We start from the raw sequence: 19,866 nt of genomic DNA on the forward strand, positions 1-19,866 counted from the left end.
GGGACGGACGAACCCTGATCCGACTTCAAGTTAGGGGCAAGACTTGGCGCCGAACAAAGCAAACGGGGGAGGCTCTTTCGAGCCTCCCCCGTCAGGGGTTTCAGCGGGTGAACTTATTCAGCCAGCGTTTCAGCCTTCTTCGCGGCTTGCTTTTCGGCGAAGCGCTGCATCGCGGTCGGGTCTTCGCTGTTGATCGCAGCGAACTCACCGCTCTTTTGCGCTTCGCGCAACTCGGCCACGACTTGGGCGCGGGTCTTGCCTTGTGCGGCCGGTGCAGCGGCCACGTCACGTGCATTCGCTTGAGCGGCCGGGGCGCGGAGGAAGAAGCTCGGCTGGTCGCTGTTCAGCGCGGCCAGGTCACCGTTGGCGCGGGCGGCGGCCAATTCGGCCACGACTTCGGCGCGGGTCTTGCCGGTATCGGCGGAAGCGGCATCGGCGAACACGACGCCGGCGGACAGCAGGGCAGCAGCAAAAATGGTCAGGGTCTTCATGATGGATTCCTTTGCGTGAGACTTTGGTTGTTTCGTGGTCCCGAGCCTGGCGTTTGTCAGCGCTTCGTCCATGGAATGAACTGTATAGACCGAGGCCTAGGGAAAACACTAGGCGGCGTCGAACTGAGCATTCAGGAATCGTCAACAGTGGACCTTGCCTCCATAGAATCGCCGCTCGCTCAAGGAACCCTCCCCCATGACCCTGACCCGGATGCTGGCCGGCTTCGTGCGCCGCCGCTGGCGCGCCTATGGCTCGGCCGCCGTGATGCTGGCCGCGATCGCGCTGCTGACGGTGTGGATTCCGCGCCAGGTCGGCCAGGTCGTCGATGGCCTGGCCGCCGGCAGGCTGCAAGGCCCGGCACTGCTGCAGCAACTGGCGCTGCTGGCCGGCGCGGGCCTGTCGATCTACCTGCTGCGCGTGGGCTGGCGGATGGCGCTGTTCGCCGCCTCGTACAGCCTGGGCCGCGAGCTGCGCACGCAGCTCTACGCGCGCCTCACGCTGCAAGGCCCCGCCTTCTTCCAGGCCCGCCGCACCGGCGACCTGATGGCCCTGGCCACCAACGACATCGATGCGATCGAGATGGCCGCCGGCGATGCGCTGCTGGCCGCCTTCGATGGCTCGCTGACCCTGCTGCTGGTGCTGGCGATGATGACCTTGGGCGTCGACTGGCGCCTGGGCCTGGCCGCGCTGCTGCCCTTCCCCTTGATGGCCTTCGCGTTCTGGAAGATCTCCGACCATGTGCACCTCGCCTGGCAGAGTTCGCTGGCGCGCTTCTCGGACATGAACCAGCATGTGCAGGAAGGCCTGGCCGGCGTGCGCACGGTCCGCGCGCTAGGGCTGGTGGAGCGCAATGCGCAGCAGTTCAGCGAACGGGCCGCCAGCGCGGCGGAGGCGAGCTTCCGCGCGCAGCGCTGGGAGGCGGCCTACGAGCCCGCCGTCGGCATGACCCTGGGCCTGGGCATGGCGATCGCGCTGGGCTTCGGTGGCTGGCTGGTGGCGCATTCGCAGCTGAGCATCGGCCAGCTGACCTCGTTCACGATGTACCTGGGCCAGCTGATCTGGCCGATGTTCGCAGCCGGCTGGGTACTGTCGCTGCTGGAGCGCGGCAAGGCAGCGTGGGAGCGGCTGTCGCCACTGCTCGACGCGCCGCTGACGCTGGAAGATCACGGCACGGCCACCCTGCCGGCGCGGCCCGCGATCCGCTTCGAAGGACTCGGCTTCGCCTACCCGGAGGCGGCGACGCCGGCCCTCAAGGCGCTGACGCTGGCCCTGCATCCCGGCCAGACCCTGGGCATCGTCGGGCCGACCGGCGCCGGCAAGTCCACCTTGCTGCGCCTGCTGCTGCGCCAGTTCGAGCCCAGCCAGGGTCAGGTCTTGATCGACGGCAGGCCCTTGCCCGAATTCGCGCTCGCCTCGCTGCGCACGGCGATCGCCTGGGTGCCGCAGGAGCCCTTCCTGTTCTCCGCCTCGGTGGCCGAGAACATCGCGCTGGCCCGGCCCGGGGCCAGCCGTGCGGAGATCGAGCAGGCGGCACGGCTGGCCGCCGTCGACGACGACATCCGCCGCCTGCCGCAGGGCTACGAGACCGAGGTCGGCGAGCGGGGCGTGACTTTGTCCGGCGGGCAACGGCAGCGGGTGGCGATCGCCCGCGCGCTGCTGTCCGAAGCGCCCATCCTGCTGCTGGACGACGCGCTGTCGGCCGTGGACACCGGCACCGAGACGCAGATCCTCGACCACCTGCGCGAGCTGCGCGCCGCGCGGACGGAGCGCAGCGTCGTCATCGTCAGCCACCGCCTCAGCGCGGTGATGGAGGCCGATCACATCGTCGTGCTGCGTGGCGGGTGCATCGTCGAGCAGGGCCGCCATGAGGAGCTCGTCGAGCAGGCTGGCTGGTACGCGCAGCAGTGGCGCTATCAACAACTGGAGGCCTCCATTGAAGCCCTCTGAAACGCGCCAGGAGGCCCGCCCCTGGGAGGCGATGGGCCTGCTGATGGAATCGGCCGCGCCCGAGCGGCCACGCCTCGTGCGCGGCTTCTTGTGGCTGTGCGCGGCCGCCGGCATGGAGGCGATGGGGCCCATCATCGGCAAGCACTACATCGACACCTACCTGCTGCCGCAGCACTTCGACGCACAGGCGATGGCGCTGCTGCTCGGCACCCTGCTGCTGTGCGGCTGGTCGGCCAGCTGGATCCGCTATGCGCAGCTGGCGCGCATGGCGGGCATCGCGCGGCGCTCGGTGCTGCGCCTGCGCGAGCGGGTCTATGCCCACGTGATGGGCCTGCCGATGGCCTTCTTCGACAAGACGATCACCGGCCAGTTGGTCAGCCGCGTGACCAACGACACCGAGGCGGTCAACATGCTGTACCGCCAGGTGCTGTACGTGATGCTGGACTCGGGCATCGTCGTGCTGGGCTCGATGACGGCGATGGCCTGGTTGGACTGGCGGCTGATGCTGATCGTCGCGCTGCTGGTGCCGGCGATGCTGGCCATCATCACGCTGTACCAGCGCTGGAGCGCACCGGCGGTGCAGTTGCAGCGCCAGCTGCGCAGCGACATCAATGCGCAGATGGCCGAGAGCATCGCCGGCATGGCTGTGCTGCAGGCGGCCGGCGCGGCACCGCGCTTCGGCGAGCGCTTCGGCCGCACGAACCAGGCGCACTTCCACTCGCGCCTGGCCGAGCTGCGTGCCAATGCCTGGCTGCTGCGGCCGGCGCTGGACCTGCTGAACGTGCTGCTGCTGGTGACGGTGATCTACGGCTTCGGCCGGCGCGACCTGTCGGGCCTGGAGATCGGCCTGCTGTATGCCTTCCTCAGCTACATCGCCCGCGTCGTCGAGCCGCTGATCCAGATCACGCTGCAGTTCGGGCAGCTGCAGCAGTCGATGGTGGCGGCCTCGCGCGTGCGCACGCTGCTTCAGGAGCAGGCGCCGGCGGACACCACGGCGTCGGGTGGCGAGGTCGCCGCGGGCCGCATCGACATCGAGGCGCTGGACTTCGGCTACGACCCGGCGCATCCGGTGCTGCACGGCCTGACCCTGGACATGCCCGCCGGCAGCTTCACCGGCATCGTCGGCCACACGGGCAGCGGCAAGTCCACGCTGATGTCCCTGCTGCTGCGCTTCTACACGGCGCAGCAGGGCCGCATCGCGATCGACGGCCGGCCGCTGGCGACGATCCCCGACGCCGCCTTCCGCGCCGCCGTGGGCCTGGTGCCGCAGGAGCCCTACCTGATGGCGGCCAGCGCGCGAGAGAACATCGCCATGGGCCGGGCGATCCCCGAGGAGCGCATCGTCGCCGCGGCGAAGGCCGCACGCATCGACGAGTTCCTGTCGGCCCTGCCACAGGGCTACGACACGCTGCTGGGCGAAGGCGGCGCACGGGTCTCGACGGGCCAGAAGCAGCTGATCGCGATGGCCCGGGCGCTGGCCGGCGAGCCGCGACTGCTGTTCCTCGACGAGGCCACGTCCAACATCGACAGCGCCACCGAGCGGGTGCTGAGCGAAGCGCTGCAGGCGCTGCGCGGCCGGGTCACGATCGTGGCCATCGCGCACCGCCTCTCGACCATCCGCGACGCGGACCAGATCGTCGTGCTGAACCACGGCCGCCTGGTCGAACGCGGCACGCATGCGGCGCTGATGGCGCACGAAGGCGGGCTCTACCAGCGCCTCGTCCAGCTTCAATCGCTTGAAGCAATAGACGAGTAAGCTCTGTGGCAAGCCCGGTGCCCGCTTTCGGCCGGGCGCAACGGTTGGGCCTGGCAGTCGGTGAAGCATTTCACGCTTGGGCAGTGCGCCAGGCACAAGTTCTTGCCCGGTTCCTGGGCCATCCCCTATAAGGGGGAGATAAGCGAGAAGCGCCTTCACTGGGCTGACTTGCAGGAGCCCCTGAGTGCGTCGAGTCGTCGAGAAATTCATCAATAACGCGGTGGTCCGGATCATGCCGGCCGCCGTGCTGGCCGTGGCCGCAATGGCCGGGATCTGGCATTTGAGCCGGTCCGACAGCCAGCACGGCACGACGCTGCCGCTGGAGGTCTGGGAAGACGCGACCCCCCAGGCCACGACGACGCCCGCCCAGGCCACCGAGAAGCTGGTGGCGATCGAGGAGCGCGCCAGCGTCGAGACGCACCTGTCCACCAACACGTTCTGGTTCGGCGGGCACGCGCTGGCGCCCGTGAAGAGCGCCGGCTGGCGGCTGGAACTGCCCTCCCGCCATGCGGTCAACCTGAGCTGCTGGGACCGCACGAACGGCCAGAGCCTCGGCTCGGTCGACCGGGATCATCCGGCCGACGGCATCATCGACACGGTCCGCGGCGGCTTCGCGCTCGCCTTCGACGGCACGCAGCGCGAGGCCGACTTCATCTGCCGCTCCGACTTCCGCGGCCCGGCCAAGATCTCCGCGCAGGTCTGGACGGCACCGGCTTTGGCGCGGGCGCAGGACGGCTTCCGGCGCACCGCGCTCACCTTGGAGGTGGGCCTGGGCGTGCTGGCCCTGTCGATCGCGCTGACGGCGGCGATCAACGGCAGCGGCATGTACTGGGCCTTCGTCGGCTGGATGTTCATCAGCCTGCGGATGGCGCTGTTGTCAGAGGGCTCGGACGGCCAGCTGTTCGGCCTCGTGCTGCCGGCGGAGGTGCTGACACCGATGCGGCAGTGGACGGTGTTCCTCTACATGATCAGCACCGCCAACGTGTTCAGCATGCTGTTCCGCAAGGAGCTCATCAGCGTGGGCAGCGGCTGGATGCTGAAGATGCACAAGCTGCTGTCGCTGGCGCTGCTGCCGCTGTGCGTGCTGCTGAGCTACGAGCAGATGCTGCCGATCGTCTGGGTCTGCTCGGCCGCGCTGATCGCGCTGTGGGTGCCCTATATGTACGTGTTCTTGAGCCGGTTGCGCTCGCGCCACGGCATCTGGTATGCGCTCTCGCTGATCGTCACGCTGGCCGGCTCCTTGAGCGAGGTGCTGGCTGCCTCGCTGGGCCACCGCGCGCTGCTGGCCGGGCTGAACAGCGTGACCGCGGCGATCGCCTCGGCGCTGCTGGCCACCGCCGCCGTGGCCGAGCACATGCGCGCCGACCGGATGGAGCGAGAGCAGGCCCAGCGCACGCTGAAGGCCGCCTACGACGACTCGCCGATCGGCCTGTTCACCGTGCGCGACGGCGAGCACATCGTCCGCGCCAACCCCGCCTTCAAGGCGATGCTGGAGCTGCCCGAGAACATCGAGGGCCTGCGCTTGGCCGATGCCTTCGGCGACGATGTCGTCGGCGAATTCCTGATGCTGCACGCGTTGGCCGCGCCGGCTTCGCTGGACCTGCAGGCCCGGCCGCTGGCACTGCGCAGCTTGCGACCGCAGGTGGCGGTGGAAGATTCCGACTGCTGGTTCGCCATCAAGGCCTCCACGGCCGATGGCCGCGTGTTCGAAGGTTCGCTGCAGGACATCACCGAGCGCGTGCGCGCGACCTCGCGGCTGGAGTTCCTGGTCAACCACGATCCGCTGACCGACTGCCTGAACTTGCGCGGCCTGTCGCGCAAGTTCGAGCGCTCGCAGCGCCCGCCGAAGACGCTGGCCTATTTCGACCTCGACCGCTTCAAGCTGATCAACGACCTGTACGGCCACGCCGCCGGCGACGCGGTGCTCAAGCAGGCCTGCGAGCGGATCCGCAGCCAGATGGGCCCGCGCGACCTGCTGGCACGCGTGGGTGGCGACGAGTTCGTCGTCGCCTTCCCCTACGCCTCGATCGCCGAGGCTTCGCAGCGCTGCGAGAACATCTGCGCGCTGATTGCCGCCGCGCCGTTCCAGATCGAGCAGCACCGCTTCACGCTGAGCATCTCCGGCGGTCTGGTGGCGGCGGAGAGCCTCGGCGACGCGTCGGCGCTGAAGGAGATCGTGTCGTCGGCGGATACCTTGTGCCGTATGGCCAAGAAGCGGCCGACTCAGCGCCTCGTCGTGATGGAGGGGGGCGACACCTTCTTCAAGCATCACAAGGAAGAGTTGGCGCTGATCGACTGCCTGGAGCGCGGCGAGACGCCGACCGGCCTGTTCCTGATGATGCAGCCGGAGCTGTCGATCAACGCGCCCTACGAGTCGCTGAACTTCGAGGTGCTGCTGCGCATGCGCAAGCCCAACGGCGAGCTGATCCCGGCGCAGGTGATCATCGAGGCGGCCGAGGCGCACGGCAAGACGGCCATCATCGACCGCTGGGTCGTCGCGACGACGATCGCCTGGATCGAGGCCCATGCCCCGCGCCTGACCCGCACGCAGTTCATCGGCGTCAACCTCTCGGGCAGTTCGCTGAACGACGAGTCCTTCGTCGAGGAACTGTTCAAGCTGTTCGAGTACCACAAGGACGCGGTCGCGCGCATCTGCATCGAGATCACCGAGACGGTGGCGCTGACCGACATGCTGCACATGCAGCGCTTCATCGCCCGCGCGCGGGATCTCGGCGTCAAGGTGGCGCTGGACGACTTCGGCGCCGGCTACTCCTCGTTCGGCTACCTGAAGGGCCTCAGCGTCGACGCGCTGAAGCTGGACGGCTCGCTGGTCCGCGACGCGGCCAGCAACCCGGCCGGCATGGCGATCCTGTCGGCACTCGGCGGCCTGGTGCGCAGCCTGGGCATGAAGTCGATCGGCGAGTATGCGGAGAACCTGCCCGCACTCCGCGCGCTGGTGGCTGCCGGCGTGGACTACGCGCAGGGCTACGCGATCAGCCGGCCGGTGATGCCGGAGCGAATCCTGGCCGCCTCATCGGCGGTGGACTTCATCGAGGACGCGGACGTGCTGGCCTTCGTCAAGCAGTTGCAGACCGGCGATCAGGCCAGCCTGCCGCTGCAGAACGAGCAGCGCACAGCGCCGGGCCTCGCACCGGCTTCACTGCTTCATTGAAGACTCAAGCCGCGGCAGCCGTCGGCATGGGTACCGACAGGAACTGGTAGTTCAGGCTGTTGTTCGCAGCCAAGGTCAGGTGCGGATGTGCGGCAGGGGCCATCGGCACGGCGACGCGCTTCGACTGCTCCAGGTCTTCCAGCGATTTGGCGCCGCTCAGGTCGATGTCGGCATGCTCGGTCAGGAAGAAGAAGCCGTACAGCGCATGGCCTGCACGCATCCACGAGGGCTCGACCGAGGCGGTCGCCAGGCTCATCGCCCGGTGCGGCAGGTTGCCGACGTGGGCCATCGGCGTGTAGCGGCCCGCCTCGCCGACGTCGCTGAACAGCAGCGCGTCGTAGAGCCGGTCCACCGGCCGGCGACCGACGGCCAGCATCCAGTCGATCTGCTGCTCGGCGCAGTAGAAGTAGAAGGCCTTGAACAGCGCGCTGCGCACCAGCGAGGACGCCGTGCTGCTCTTGATGCACAGGCGCGTGGCCTCCGCCATCCGGCTGCCCTCGTAGCGCGAGGACAGGTCGACCGAGGCCTCAAGCGGCAACGGCTTCAGCACGTTCGAGTGGATGCGCAGCGTGCCCAGCAGGCTGCCGTCCAGCTTGGAGGTGGCCACCAGCACTTCGCAGCCCGCCTCGAAATCGGCCGGCTCCGCCTGCGCGAGGCGCTCGCCCAGCTCGGGCAGATGACGTCCGTAAGAGGCGGTGCGGAGCCGGGCCACAGAGTCCATGTCGGCCCGCGTTGCGACGCTGATACGGAAGGGCAGGCGATTGTGCAGTTTCGCGGCGGTCTCTTCGTCCAGCTCGCTCTGCGTTCCCAACAGATTCATTGGATTCCTCGTTGTTAGCGGTGGCTATGTAACGAGGTGTGAGTCTATGGATCCAGTCTGTGTACGAATTCCAGAAATAGGCGGGATACAACGAGCAGATCCCCGTTTAGGGGATCACAGAATCATCACGACTCTTTCAAGGATCAGGATCGCGAAGAAGGCCAGGCCGGCCATCACGGTCCAGCGCAGCACCAGGATGCCGCGCTGGCGCCAGACCTGCTGGCGCGTGCCGATGTAGAGCGCAAAGCAGACCAGGGCGGCCGCGACGAGCAGGGCCAATGCCAGGCGGAAGATCATGCGGCGCTCACCAGGCCGGGGCCAGTTCGGCGAAGCCGGCCGGCGCGGCGCGTTCGTCGTCGAAGCTGACGAGCTCATAGGCCTCGGGGTCGGCCAGCAGCGCGCGCAGCAGCTTGTTGTTCAGTGCATGACCGCCCTTGAAGGAGGTGTAGGCGGCCAGCAGCGGGTGGCCGATCACCTGCATGTCGCCGATCGCATCGAGGATCTTGTGCTTGACGAACTCATCGTCGTAGCGAAGCCCTTCGGCATTGAGCACCTTGTAGTCGTCGACGACGATGGCGTTGTCCATCGAGCCGCCGAGGGTCAGGCCGCGCGAGCGCATCAGGTCGATGTCGCTGGCCATGCCGAAGGTGCGGGCGCGGGCGATTTCGCGCTTGTACTGGCCGCTGCCCATGTCGAACACGTACTGCTGGCCGGTGGCCGAGACGGCGGGGTTGTCGAACTCGATCTGGAAGCTCAAGGTATAGCCGTGCAGCGGCTCCAGCTTCGCCCACATCAGCCGCTTGCCCTCGCCCTGGCGCACCTCGACCGGCTTCTTCACGCGCAAAAACTTCTTCGGCGCATCCTGAAGCTCGATGCCGGCGCTCTGCAGCAGGTAGACGAAGCTGGCGGCCGAGCCGTCGAGGATGGGCACTTCGTCGGCGCTGATGTCGACGACCACGTTGTCCAGGCCCAGGCCCGCGCAGGCGGACAGCAGGTGTTCGATGGTCTGCACCTTCGGGCCGTTCGGATCGCCGCCGGGGCTGACGGTGGTCGCCATCCGCGTGTCGCAGACCGTGTCGGCGCGCACGGGGATGTCCACCGGCTGGCTGAGATCCACGCGGCGAAACACGATGCCCGTATCGGGCGGTGCCGGGCGCAGCGTCAACTCGACCTTCTGCCCGCTGTGGATGCCGACCCCGACCGCGCGGGTGATGGACTTGAGAGTGCGCTGCTTGACCATGGCGCAATTGTCCGCGAAGACCTGAGGCCCTTGCTTGTGCCCGCCTTCAGCAAGTCGGATCAAGTAGGCGTTGGTACCTTGCGCTTCACCGGCAGGCGCAGGCTCATCCGCGTGCCATGGCCCAGGCGGCTCTCGATATTGAGGTGCCCACCCAGGCGCTGGGCGCGCTTCTGCTGGCTCTTCAGGCCGCGGCCGCGTTGCGCGGTCTGGAGGTCGAAGCCGTCGCCGTCGTCCTCGACACGGATCTCCACATAGCTGCCGTAGTGCCGCGTGACGATGCGCACGCGGCGGGCGTTCGCATGCTTGAGCACATTGGTCAGCGCCTCCTGCATCAGGCGCAGCGCCTGCAGGGCGTCGGGCGGCTCCAGCCATGACAGCAGCGGCAGGTCCTGCACGTCCCAGACCAGCTCGAGCCCGCCGGCCTGCAGTCGCCGGCCGAGCCGGTAGCGCATCGTCGCCAGCAGCGCGACCAGGTCGTGCCCCACCGGTTCCAGCGAATCGATCACCAGCCGCAGGTCGTCCACGCACTCGCGGAGCACCTCGACGACCTTGTCCTGGTCCAGGCTGCCCTGCTCCACCGCCACCATCGCCGACAGCAGCGCCGAGCCGAGCCCGTCGTGCATGTCCTGCATCAGGCGCTGTCGCTCCGTCACCAGTGCCTGTTGCCGCTCGGTATCGCGCAGCCGGTCGTGCTGGGCCTGCAGCCGCTGGCATTGCTGGTCGAGCCGCTCGGTCAATTCGGCATTCAGGCGCTCGACGTCCGCATGGGCGCCCAGGTAGCGCCGTTGCAGCGCGTACAGGAAGCAGGCCGCGACGATCAGCGCGGCGAAGGGCATCAGGTAGAGGTGTTCGGCGCCGATCCAGCCGGCCAGCATCAGCAGGTCGTGAGCACCCAGCAGCAGCGCGCCGAACAGGCCCAGACCGATCACGCGAAGCTCGCGGCCGCCCTCGCGCAACGCGATCCCGCCGACGTAGACGATGCCGACCAGCGCGACGACCAGGTCCATGCCCTGCTGCAGCAGCACGGTGTCCACCCAGTGCAGCCACAGCGGCATCGTCAGCACGCTGCCGGCGAGCACGAACAGCACCATCGCCCGCTCGAAACGAAGATGCGGCCGTGGCGAAAAGCGCAGCGTGAACATGCAGCACAGCAGCATCAGCCAGCACATCGACGCATGCGCCGCCCACCAGAACCACTCCATGCCCTGCGGCGTCTGCGGCAGGTCGAGATAGCCATGGAGGTCGCGCAGCGCCCAGGCCGCGGCCAGCAGCGAGAAGATCAGGAAGGGCGTGTCGCCGCGCCGGCGCAGCCACAGCCAGAAGGCGAAGAGGCCCAGCACCGCCAGCGCCAGGCTGGTGGCCAGCGGCGCACCTTCCTGCAGCGCCCAGCGCTGCCGGTAGCGCGGCTCGAGATCCTCGCGCGCGCCGATCCAGGCGCTGGACACGGCGTGGAAGCCGTCCGCCAGCACCGGCGCCGCGATCACGATCTCGATCGCCCCGCTCGGCTGGGCCGGCTGCCGCGCGGTCAGCGCCGCGGGCAGCACCACCCACAGCGGACGTGTCCATTGATCGCGGTCCTCGGCCTGGTTGTCGAAGGCGGGGCGCCAGCCCTGCTCCGTGCGGATCAGCACGGCCGCGGCCGTCGTCACCATACGCGGCATATAGAGCGCGACGCTGTCGGGCCACCGGCCTTCGGGCGGTGCGTAGCGCAGCCGGTACCAGCGCATCTGCAGGTGTTCATCGTCCGGCTGACCGCCGGCCGCGGAACGCGGCTGCACGTCCGGCAGGCGGACGGACTGCCAGTCGGCCTCATCGCTTGGCGGCTGCAGCCGCTTCGGCACGCTGTTGGGAAAGGGGACCGGGCCTGCGCCGTCCATCGAGCGCAGCGCGGCCCACCAAGCGTTCAGGTCTGCGCGGGTCCAATCGCTTGTGATCAGTTGCGCAACCCGTTCCTGCTCGACCTCGCCGCTCGGCGGGGCATCGGGCACCAGGAGGTTCTGCGACCAGGCCGGAAGCAGCAGCGCCAGGAGCGCAAAAGCGGCGATGAAGGCAAGGCCCAGCAGGCCACGGCTCTTCGTCAAGCCGGATGGAAACGGGGCGGGCGGCATGCGATGGATCGTCTTTGTTCGTCGTCAGCGCAGCGGCCGCATGACAGGCTTCAGTCAGCATGCCACAGCAATCCGGGACAACAAGCGACAAAGCCCGGCGCTCACGCACCGGGCTTTGATGACGCGACATTTTGCCGGCCAAGTCCCCTGAACGAGGGGCCCCTATTAGCCGATCAACTGGCCGATCAATTAGCCGACCGACCGGTCGATCAGTCCGCCTGCTTGCGCAGGAAAGCCGGGATCTCGATCTCGTCCATGCCGTTCGAGGACAGCGCCTCGACCTTGGCCGCGGCCGTGCGGCCGTGGCGCCAGACGCTGGGCACCGCCATGCCGGCGAACTCGTTGCCGCTGGCGTGACCCATGGCCGGCGCCGCCGGCGCACCGCCACCCACGCTGACCGACTGCGTCAGCACCGGCATGTTGTCGGTGCCGGTGCGCAGATGCTGCTGGGCCGGCTGCTGCACGACCGACAGCGGTGCCTGCTGGCGGGCGCGCTGCGAGGACAGGCCGGTGGCGATCACCGTGACGCGCAGCTGGTCGCCCAGCGATTCGTCGTAGGCGGTGCCGTAGATGATGTGCGCGTCGTCGGCGGCATAGCGCTTGACGGCATTCATCGCGTTGCGGCTCTCGGCCAGCTTGAAGGTGTTGCGGTTCGCCGCGATCAGCACCAGCACGCCGCGCGCGCCGGACAGGTCGATCCCTTCCAGCAGCGGGCAGGCGACGGCCGCCTCGGCAGCCTTGGTCGCGCGGTCCGGGCCGCTGGCGATGGCCGTGCCCATCATGGCCTTGCCGGGTTCGCTCATCACCGTCTTCACGTCTTCGAAGTCGACGTTGACGAGGCCGGGCATGTGGATGATGTCCGAGATGCCGCCGACGGCGTTCTTCAGCACGTCGTTCGCATGACCGAAGGCCTGGTCCTGCGTGACATCGTCGCCCAGCACGTCGAGCAGCTTGTCGTTCAGGATCACGATCAGCGAGTCGACATTGGCTTCCAGCTCGGCCAGGCCGGCGTCGGCCGCCTTCGAGCGACGGTTGCCTTCAAACTCGAAGGGCTTGGTCACGACGCCGACGGTCAGGATGCCCATTTCCTTGGCGACGCGTGCGATCACCGGCGCCGCGCCGGTACCGGTGCCGCCGCCCATGCCGGCGGTGATGAACAGCATGTGCGCGCCCTGGATGGACTCGCGGATGCGGCCTTCCGCTTCCTCGGCCGCCGCCTTGCCCATTTCGGGCTTGGCGCCGGCGCCGAGGCCGGAGGTTCCGAGTTGCAGCAGCTGATCGGCCTTCGAGCGGTTCAACGCCTGCGCGTCGGTATTGGCATTGATGAATTCAACGCCTTGAACGCCCTGCTCGATCATGTGCTCGACCGCGTTGCCGCCGCCGCCGCCGACACCGATCACCTTGATCTGCGTGCCCTGATCAAACTCTTCGATCATCTCGATCGCCATATGAACCTCCAATTCTGCAATTTTGCAGTTGCCATTCGTTAAAAACTACAGGGATCACCCTTTATTTTTGATCTCCACCGCCTTTTACAGACAGTTTCGACCGGTGATTCCCCAACTCAAGAACAAACCTAGAAATTGCCGAGGAACCAGTCTTTCGCCCGCCCGAACATTGTTTTCATCGACCCCGCCTGCTGCGCCGCCTTCAAACCCCGGGTACGGGAAAGCCGCGCCTCCTCCAACAAACCCATGACCGTCGCCGATCGCGGGTTTGAAACCATGTCGAACAGCGCCCCCGAATAGGTCGGAACGCCGCGCCGCACCGGCTTGAGGAAAATGTCCTCCGCCAGTTCGACCATGCCCGGCATCACCGCCGAGCCGCCGGTCAGCACAATCCCCGACGAGAGCAGTTCCTCATACCCGCTCTCCCGGATCACCTGCTGCACCAGAGAAAATATTTCCTCGACCCGCGGCTCGATCACGCCGGCCAGTGCCTGCTTCGAAAGCATCCGCGGCGCGCGGTCGCCCAGGCCCGGCACCTCGACCTGGTCCGCCGGGTCGGCCAGCAGCTGCTTGGCGACGCCGTGCTCGACCTTGATCTCCTCGGCGTCCTTGGTCGGCGTGCGCAGCGCCATCGCGATATCGCTGGTGATCAGGTCGCCAGCGATGGGAATCACGGCCGTGTGCCGGATCGAGCCGCCGGTGAAGATCGCCACGTCGGTGGTGCCGGCGCCCACGTCGACCAGGGCCACGCCCAGGTCGCGCTCGTCCGAAGTGAGTGCCGCCTGACTTGAGGCGCTCGGATTCAGTACCAGCTGATCCACCTCCAGGCCGCAGCGGCGCACGCACTTGACGATGTTTTCCGCGGCACTTTGCGCGCCGGTCACGATATGAACCTTCACCTCCAGCCGGCCGCCGCTCATGCCGATCGGTTCTTTCACCTCGTGGCCGTCGATCACAAACTCCTGCGGCTCCACCAGCAAAAGCCGCTGGTCGTTCGGAATATTGATCGCCTTAGCAGTTTCGACGACCCGCGCCACGTCCACCGGCGTCACTTCCTTGTCACGCACGATGACCATGCCGGTCGAGTTCTGGCCGCGAATATGGCTGCCGGTGATCCCGGTATAGACGCGCGAGATCTTGCAGTCGGCCATCATCTCGGCCTCTTTCAAGGCCTGCTGGATCGACTGGACCGTCGCGTCGATATTGACGACGACCCCGCGCTTGAGTCCGTGCGAGGGGGCGACGCCCAGGCCGGCGATGCGCAATTCGCCATTACCCAGCACCTCGGCCACCACCGCCATGATCTTGGCGGTGCCGATATCCAAACCAACGACCAAATCCTTGTATTCCTTGGCCATGCCCGTTCCTCAGTTTCTTTTCGATCCGGACTTCTTGTCCGGATTCGGTGTCGTCGATACGCCGGCGAGCCGGACCGCATACCCGTCGGTGTGGCGCAGGTCGGCAGACAGCAGCGGCGCCTGATAGCGGCCGGTGACCTGCGTGATCGTGCGGACGAACTGCTCGAAGCGCGCCAGCACCTCCGCCTCGCTGCCCCGACCCAGTTCGATCACGGCGCCCTTCTCCAAAGTCATCCGCCAGGAGCCGCGGCCGGACAGATCGAGCCGGTCGATGCCGTCGTCCAGCGGCTTGACCCGGCTGCCCAGCAGTTGCCACATCCGCAGCATCTGGGCCGAGCTTCCCTCGGGGCCGGCCAAGGTCGGCAGGTCCTCGTCCTCGACATCGCCCAGGTTCGCCTGGAAGACCTCGCCGAAGCTGTTGACCAGTTGCCGGTCCGCGCTCGCCTCGCTGTCCGCGTCGGCGCCGTCGACCTTGGTCTCCCAGTAGGCCGCGGGCTGGTGCTCCTCCAGCTTCACCCGCAACTCGCTGGGCCAGACGCGCTGCACCATCGCATGCCGCACCCAGGGCACGGCCTCGAACACCTGCCGCCCCGCCTGCAGGTTCATGCTCAGGAAGGTGCCGGCCAGGTGCGGCAGCGCATTGGCGCGCAAGGTGGCCACGTTGTTGCGCTGCACGTCGCCCTCGATCTGGATCTGCCGGATCGAGAACACCGGCAGCGCGGCCACCCAGCGCAGGCCGAAGCCCAGCCCGATCAGCACCAGCGCGAGCACGAGCAGCGCCGACACCGCATTCATCAGGCGGATGTCGGGCGGCAGCGATGCTGGCGGGCGGAGGGTGGGCATGGCGAGCAGCTCAGTCCTTGGTGGAATCCAGACGCGCTCGGCTCAGTAGCCAGAGGCACAGCTGTTCGTAGCTGATGCCCGCGGCCTTGGCCGACATCGGCACCAGCGAATGGGAGGTCATGCCCGGCGAGGTATTGATCTCCAGCAGGAAGGGCTTGTTGTCCGACTTGCGCAGCATCACGTCGGCGCGGCCCCAGCCGCGGCAGCCGAGCGCCTTGTACGAAGCCAGCGCCAGCGCGCGCACTTCCTGCTCCTGCTCGGGCGGCAGGGTGCCGATGTGATAGACCGTGCTGTCGGTGAAGTACTTGTTCTGGTAGTCGTACTTGCCGTCCACCGCCTCGATGCGGATCACCGGCAGCGCCTCGGCCGCGTCGCCGTCGCCTAGGATCGGGCAGGTCAGCTCGAAGCCCTCGATGAACTCCTCGCACAGCACCTCGGTGTCGAAGCGCGCGGCCAGCTCGACGGCCTCCTGCATCTGCGAGTAGCCCATCACCTTGCTCGCGCCGTGGCTGGATCCCTCGTGCGGCGGCTTGACGAAGACCGGCAGGCCCAGCTCGTCGGGCACCGTGATGACGCGATGGCGATCCAGCGCGTTCGAGGGCAGCGAGACCCAGCGCGGCGTCGGCAGGCCATGGCTCAGCCAGACCCGCTTGGTCATGATCTTGTCCATCGCGATGCTGGACGCCATCACACCGGAGCCGGTGTAGGGAATGCCCATCATCTCCAGCGCACCCTGCAAGGTGCCGTCCTCGCCGCCGCGGCCATGCATGGCGATGAAGCAGCGCTGGATGCCCAGGGTCTTCAGCTCGTGCAGTTCGCGCTCGGACGGGTCGAACGCGATCGCGTCGACGCCGAAACTCTGCAAGGCCTTCAGCACGCCCGGGCCCGACATCGTCAGCGAGACCTCGCGCTCGGCCGAGTTGCCGCCCATCAGCACGGCCACCTTGCCGAAGGCCTTGGGATCGATATTCAGATCCAGTTTCATTTCAGCAGTTCCACGGTTTGCGAGGGCACCGCGCCGATCGAGCCGGCACCCATCACGATCACCACATCGCCGGCCTTCGCTTCGTGGGCGATGGCCTGCGGCAAATCCTTCACGTCGGCCACGAAGACCGGCGCCCGCACCAGCGCTGCGGCCAATGCACGGCCGTCGGCCTGCGCGATCGGGGCCTCGCCGGCGGCGTAGACCTCGGTCAGCAGCGTGTGGTCCGCACCAGCGATCACCTGGACGAAATCGGCAAAGCAGTCGCGGGTGCGCGTGTAGCGGTGCGGCTGGAAGGCCAGCACCAGGCGCCGGCCCGGGAAGGCGCCGCGCGCGGCCGACAGCACCGCGGCCATCTCGACCGGGTGGTGGCCGTAGTCGTCGATCAAGGTGAAGGTGCCGCCGTCGGCCGTGGGCAGTTCGCCGTAGCGCTGGAAGCGACGGCCCACACCGCCAAACTTCGCCAGCGCGGCGGCGACCGGCGCATCCGGCAATTCCAGCTCGGTCGCCACCGCGATCGCGGCCAGCGCGTTCAGCACGTTGTGCCGGCCGGCCAGGTTCAGGGTGACGGGCAGGTCCGCCATGCCCGGGCGCTGCACGGTGAAGCGCATGCCGCCGCCTTCGACGGCGCTCACGTCCACCGCGCGCACATCGCAGTCCTCGCCCAGGCCATAGCGCACGACCGGCCGCGACACCAGCGGAATGATCGAGCGCACGCCCGGGTCGTCCGCGCACAGCACGGCCGCGCCGTAGAAGGGCATGCGCTGCAGAAAGTCCACGAAGGCCTGCTTCAGGCGACCCAGGTCGTGGCCGTAGGTCTCCATGTGGTCCGCGTCGATGTTCGTGACCACGGCCATCATCGGCAGCAGGTGCAGGAAGGAGGCGTCGCTCTCGTCCGCCTCGACGACGATGTACTCGCCCTGGCCCACGCGCGAGTTCGCGCCGGCCGACAGCAGCTTGCCGCCGATGACGAAGCTCGGGTCGACACCCGCCTCCTCCAACACCGCGGTGACCAGCGAGGTCGTCGTCGTCTTGCCGTGCGTGCCGGCGATCGCGATGCCCTTCTTCAGGCGCATCAGCTCGGCCAGCATCACCGCGCGCGGCACCACCGGGATGCCGGCCGCGCGGGCGGCGATCACCTCGGGGTTGTCGGACTTCACGGCGGTGGAGGTCACGACCGCCTGCGCGCCTTCGATGTTCTGCGCCGCATGACCGATGTGGACGCGCACGCCCAGCGACGCCAGGCGCTGCGTGACGCCGCCATCGCTCTGGTCCGAGCCCGACACCGTGTAGCCGGTGTCGTGCAGCACCTCGGCGATCGCGCTCATGCCGGCGCCACCGATACCGACGAAATGGATGTGCTTGACGGCGTGCTTCATGACGGCTTCACCATCTGTTCGATCTCATCGGCCACCCGCGCCGCGGCACGCGGCCGGGCCAGATGCCGCGCCTTGTCGGCCATCGCCAGCAGCGCTTCACGGTCCAGGCTCTTCAGCAATTGATGCAATCCTTCGGGCGTCAGCTCGGGCTGCGGCAGGTGGATCGCCGCGCCATGCTGGGCCATGAATTTCGCGTTGTCCTGCTGGTGCGAAGTGGTGCTGACGACCAGCGGCACCAGCACCGAGGGCAGGCCCGCCGCGCAGAGTTCGCTGACCGTCACCGCACCGGCGCGGCAGACGATCAGGTCGGCCTCGGCCAGGCGCGCGGCCATGTCCTCGATGAAGGGCAGCAGTTCGCCCTCGACACCGGCGTCCTTGTAGGCCTGCTGCACGGCGGCCAGATTGGCCTGGCCCGTCTGGTGCGTAATGACCGGGCGCGTCTCGGCCTCGGTCCACAGCGCCAGCGCCTTCGGGATGCATTCGTTGATCGCCCGCGCACCCAGCGAGCCGCCCACGACCAGCACGCGCAGCGGCCCGCCGCGGCCGGCATAGCGCTCGGCCGGCAGCGGCAGCGCCTCGATCTCGGCACGCACCGGATTGCCGGTGACGACAGCCTTGTCCGTCGAGGCCGCGGCAGCGCCGTCGAAGCCGAAGCCGATGCGCTTGGCGAAGGGCTTCAGGCTCTGGTTGCTCAGCAGCATCGCCGCGTCCGCATTGACCAGCATCAGCGGCCGGCGCATCAGCCAGGCCATCAGCCCGCCGGGGAAGCACACATAGCCGCCCATGCCCAGCACCGCATCGGCGCTGCGCGTGACGAAGACCTGGCGCGACTGCACGAAGGCCTGGACCAGCTTGAACACGCCCTTGACCGTGTGCATCAGGCCCTTGCCGCGCAGGCCGGCGAAGGCCAGGCGATCGAGCGGCACGCCGGTCGGCGGCACCAGCTTGTTCTCCATGCCCTGCTCGGTGCCCATCCAGCTGACCGACCAGCCGCGGCGGGTCATCTCTTCGGCCACGGCCAGACCCGGGATGATGTGCCCGCCGGTGCCCGCCGCCATGATGACGAGGTGCTTGCTCATGCCCGGCCCCCGCGCATCATCTGGCGGTTCTCGATGTCCACGCGCAGCGCCACTGCCAAGGCCACGCAGTTCATCAGGATTGCCGAGCCGCCAAAGCTCATCAGCGGCAGGGTCAGGCCCTTGGTCGGCAGCGCACCGAGGTTCACGCCCATGTTGATGAAGGCCTGGCCGCCCATCCAGATGCCGATGCCCTGCGCGTAGAGGCCGGCGAACACGCGGTCCAGCGCGATAGCCTGGCGGCCGATGTGGAAGAGCCGGCGCGACAGCCAGAAGAAGGCGACGATCACCAGCGCGACGCCGACGAAGCCCAGCTCCTCGCCGATCACGGCGAGCAGGAAGTCGGTGTGCGCCTCGGGCAGGTAGTGCAGCTTCTCGACGCTGGAGCCCAGGCCCTGGCCGAACCATTCGCCGCGGCCCAGCGCGATCAGCGAGTGCGTCAGCTGGTAGGCCTTGCCGGCGGCGTACTTGTCGTCCCAGGGATTCAGGTAGGCGAAGATCCGCTCGCGGCGGAAATCGCTGAAAGTGATCATCAGCACGAAGGCGCCCACCAGCACCAGCACGATCAGGAAGAACATCCGCCCGTTCACGCCGCCCAGGAACAGGATGCCCATCGCGATCGCCGCGATCACCATGAAGGCGCCCATGTCGGGCTCGGCCAGCAGCAGCACGCCGACGACGGCCAGCGCCACCGCCATCGGCCAGACGGCGCGGAAGAAGTTCTCCTTCACGTCCATCTTGCGCATCATGTAACTGGCCGCATACATCGCGATCGCCACCTTGGCGAGTTCGGAGGGCTGGAAGTTCATCACCCCCAGCGGCAGCCAGCGCCGCGCGCCGTTGACGCCCTTGCCGATGTGCGGGATCAGCACGATCACCAGCAGCAGCAGCGCCGCGACGAAGATCCACGGCGCGGTGCGCTCCCAGAAGCTCACCGGGATCTGCACCGTCACCAGCCCCGCCGTCATCGCGATGGCGATGGAGACGATGTGGCGCGTGAGGAAGTGCGTCGGCTGGTAGTTGGCGAAGCGCGGGTTGTCCGGCATCGCGATCGAGGCCGAATAGACCATCAGCAGGCCCAGCGCCAGCAGCGCGACGGTGACCCAGACCAGGGTCGCATCGAAGCCCTGGATGCGCGTCGGCTGGCCGGCCGAGGTGGAGACCCAGTCGCGCACCGGCAGGTCGCCGCCCTCTTCCTTGCGGAAGATGCGGTCCTTCAATTGCTGCAACCAGTTCGGCATGGCC

General features: G+C 68.0%; 15 protein-coding genes. 3 read left to right on the plus strand and 12 right to left on the minus strand.

What is annotated here, in order from left to right; genetic code table 11:
- Positions 1-113: 113 nt before the first annotated feature.
- Positions 114-563 (minus strand): DUF4148 domain-containing protein, encoded by a 450-nt coding sequence (locus SNE35_RS01080; RefSeq protein ID WP_320420910.1) that lies wholly within the window; start codon positions 561-563, stop codon positions 114-116.
- A gap of 124 nt (positions 564-687) precedes the next feature.
- Here SNE35_RS01080 and SNE35_RS01085 point away from each other — a divergent pair, with 124 nt between their 5' ends.
- From SNE35_RS01085 to SNE35_RS01095, 3 genes are all read left to right on the plus strand, one after another.
- Positions 688-2,439, plus strand: coding sequence for an ABC transporter ATP-binding protein (locus SNE35_RS01085; protein ID WP_320420911.1), 1,752 nt, complete (start codon positions 688-690; stop codon positions 2,437-2,439).
- 31 nt (positions 2,440-2,470) lie between these two features.
- Positions 2,471-4,195 carry an ABC transporter ATP-binding protein gene (locus tag SNE35_RS01090; protein WP_320421591.1) on the plus strand — a complete coding sequence of 575 codons (1,725 nt, stop codon included), beginning with the start codon at positions 2,471-2,473 and terminating at the stop codon, positions 4,193-4,195.
- Between the two features lie 184 nt (positions 4,196-4,379).
- Complete coding sequence (locus tag SNE35_RS01095; RefSeq protein WP_320420912.1) at positions 4,380-7,367, plus strand: putative bifunctional diguanylate cyclase/phosphodiesterase; 2,988 nt, start codon at positions 4,380-4,382, stop codon at positions 7,365-7,367.
- Between the two features lie 4 nt (positions 7,368-7,371).
- Here the strand turns inward: SNE35_RS01095 and SNE35_RS01100 are convergent, their stop codons facing one another.
- The 11 genes from SNE35_RS01100 to ftsW form a co-directional block, all read right to left on the minus strand.
- Positions 7,372-8,187 (minus strand): N-acyl amino acid synthase FeeM domain-containing protein, encoded by an 816-nt coding sequence (locus tag SNE35_RS01100; protein WP_320420913.1) that lies wholly within the window; start codon positions 8,185-8,187, stop codon positions 7,372-7,374.
- A 114-nt stretch (positions 8,188-8,301) separates the two neighbouring features.
- Positions 8,302-8,484, minus strand: a complete 183-nt coding sequence (locus tag SNE35_RS01105; RefSeq protein ID WP_320420914.1) for a hypothetical protein — start codon at positions 8,482-8,484, stop codon at positions 8,302-8,304.
- A 7-nt stretch (positions 8,485-8,491) separates the two neighbouring features.
- Positions 8,492-9,427, minus strand: coding sequence for a UDP-3-O-acyl-N-acetylglucosamine deacetylase (gene lpxC, locus SNE35_RS01110; RefSeq protein ID WP_320420916.1), 936 nt, complete (start codon positions 9,425-9,427; stop codon positions 8,492-8,494).
- 59 nt (positions 9,428-9,486) lie between these two features.
- Positions 9,487-11,508, minus strand: a complete 2,022-nt coding sequence (locus SNE35_RS01115) for a sensor histidine kinase (RefSeq protein ID WP_320420917.1) — start codon at positions 11,506-11,508, stop codon at positions 9,487-9,489.
- Positions 11,509-11,744: 236 nt separating this feature from the next.
- The gene (gene ftsZ, locus SNE35_RS01120; protein WP_320420919.1) at positions 11,745-12,983 is read right to left on the minus strand and encodes a cell division protein FtsZ; all 1,239 of its coding nucleotides are present in this window, start codon (positions 12,981-12,983) and stop codon (positions 11,745-11,747) included.
- Between the two features lie 128 nt (positions 12,984-13,111).
- Complete coding sequence (ftsA, locus tag SNE35_RS01125) at positions 13,112-14,341, minus strand: cell division protein FtsA (RefSeq protein ID WP_320420921.1); 1,230 nt, start codon at positions 14,339-14,341, stop codon at positions 13,112-13,114.
- A gap of 9 nt (positions 14,342-14,350) precedes the next feature.
- A complete protein-coding gene (locus SNE35_RS01130; protein ID WP_320420922.1) occupies positions 14,351-15,184 on the minus strand; it encodes a cell division protein FtsQ/DivIB in 834 nt (277 codons plus the stop codon).
- A 10-nt stretch (positions 15,185-15,194) separates the two neighbouring features.
- Positions 15,195-16,169: a D-alanine--D-alanine ligase gene (locus tag SNE35_RS01135; protein WP_320420923.1), complete on the minus strand. Its 975-nt coding sequence runs from the start codon at positions 16,167-16,169 to the stop codon at positions 15,195-15,197.
- Positions 16,166-17,545, minus strand: coding sequence for a UDP-N-acetylmuramate--L-alanine ligase (gene murC, locus SNE35_RS01140; RefSeq protein WP_320420924.1), 1,380 nt, complete (start codon positions 17,543-17,545; stop codon positions 16,166-16,168). The genes SNE35_RS01135 and murC overlap by 4 nt, the downstream gene beginning before the upstream one ends.
- Positions 17,542-18,624 carry an undecaprenyldiphospho-muramoylpentapeptide beta-N-acetylglucosaminyltransferase gene (gene murG, locus SNE35_RS01145; RefSeq protein ID WP_320420925.1) on the minus strand — a complete coding sequence of 361 codons (1,083 nt, stop codon included), beginning with the start codon at positions 18,622-18,624 and terminating at the stop codon, positions 17,542-17,544. Before murG ends, murC begins: the two co-directional genes overlap by 4 nt.
- Positions 18,621-19,862: a putative lipid II flippase FtsW gene (gene ftsW, locus SNE35_RS01150; RefSeq protein ID WP_320421592.1), complete on the minus strand. Its 1,242-nt coding sequence runs from the start codon at positions 19,860-19,862 to the stop codon at positions 18,621-18,623. Before ftsW ends, murG begins: the two co-directional genes overlap by 4 nt.
- Positions 19,863-19,866: the final 4 nt, after the last annotated feature.

Source organism: Roseateles agri, from assembly GCF_034043675.1.
GTDB lineage: Bacteria > Pseudomonadota > Gammaproteobacteria > Burkholderiales > Burkholderiaceae_C > KK5.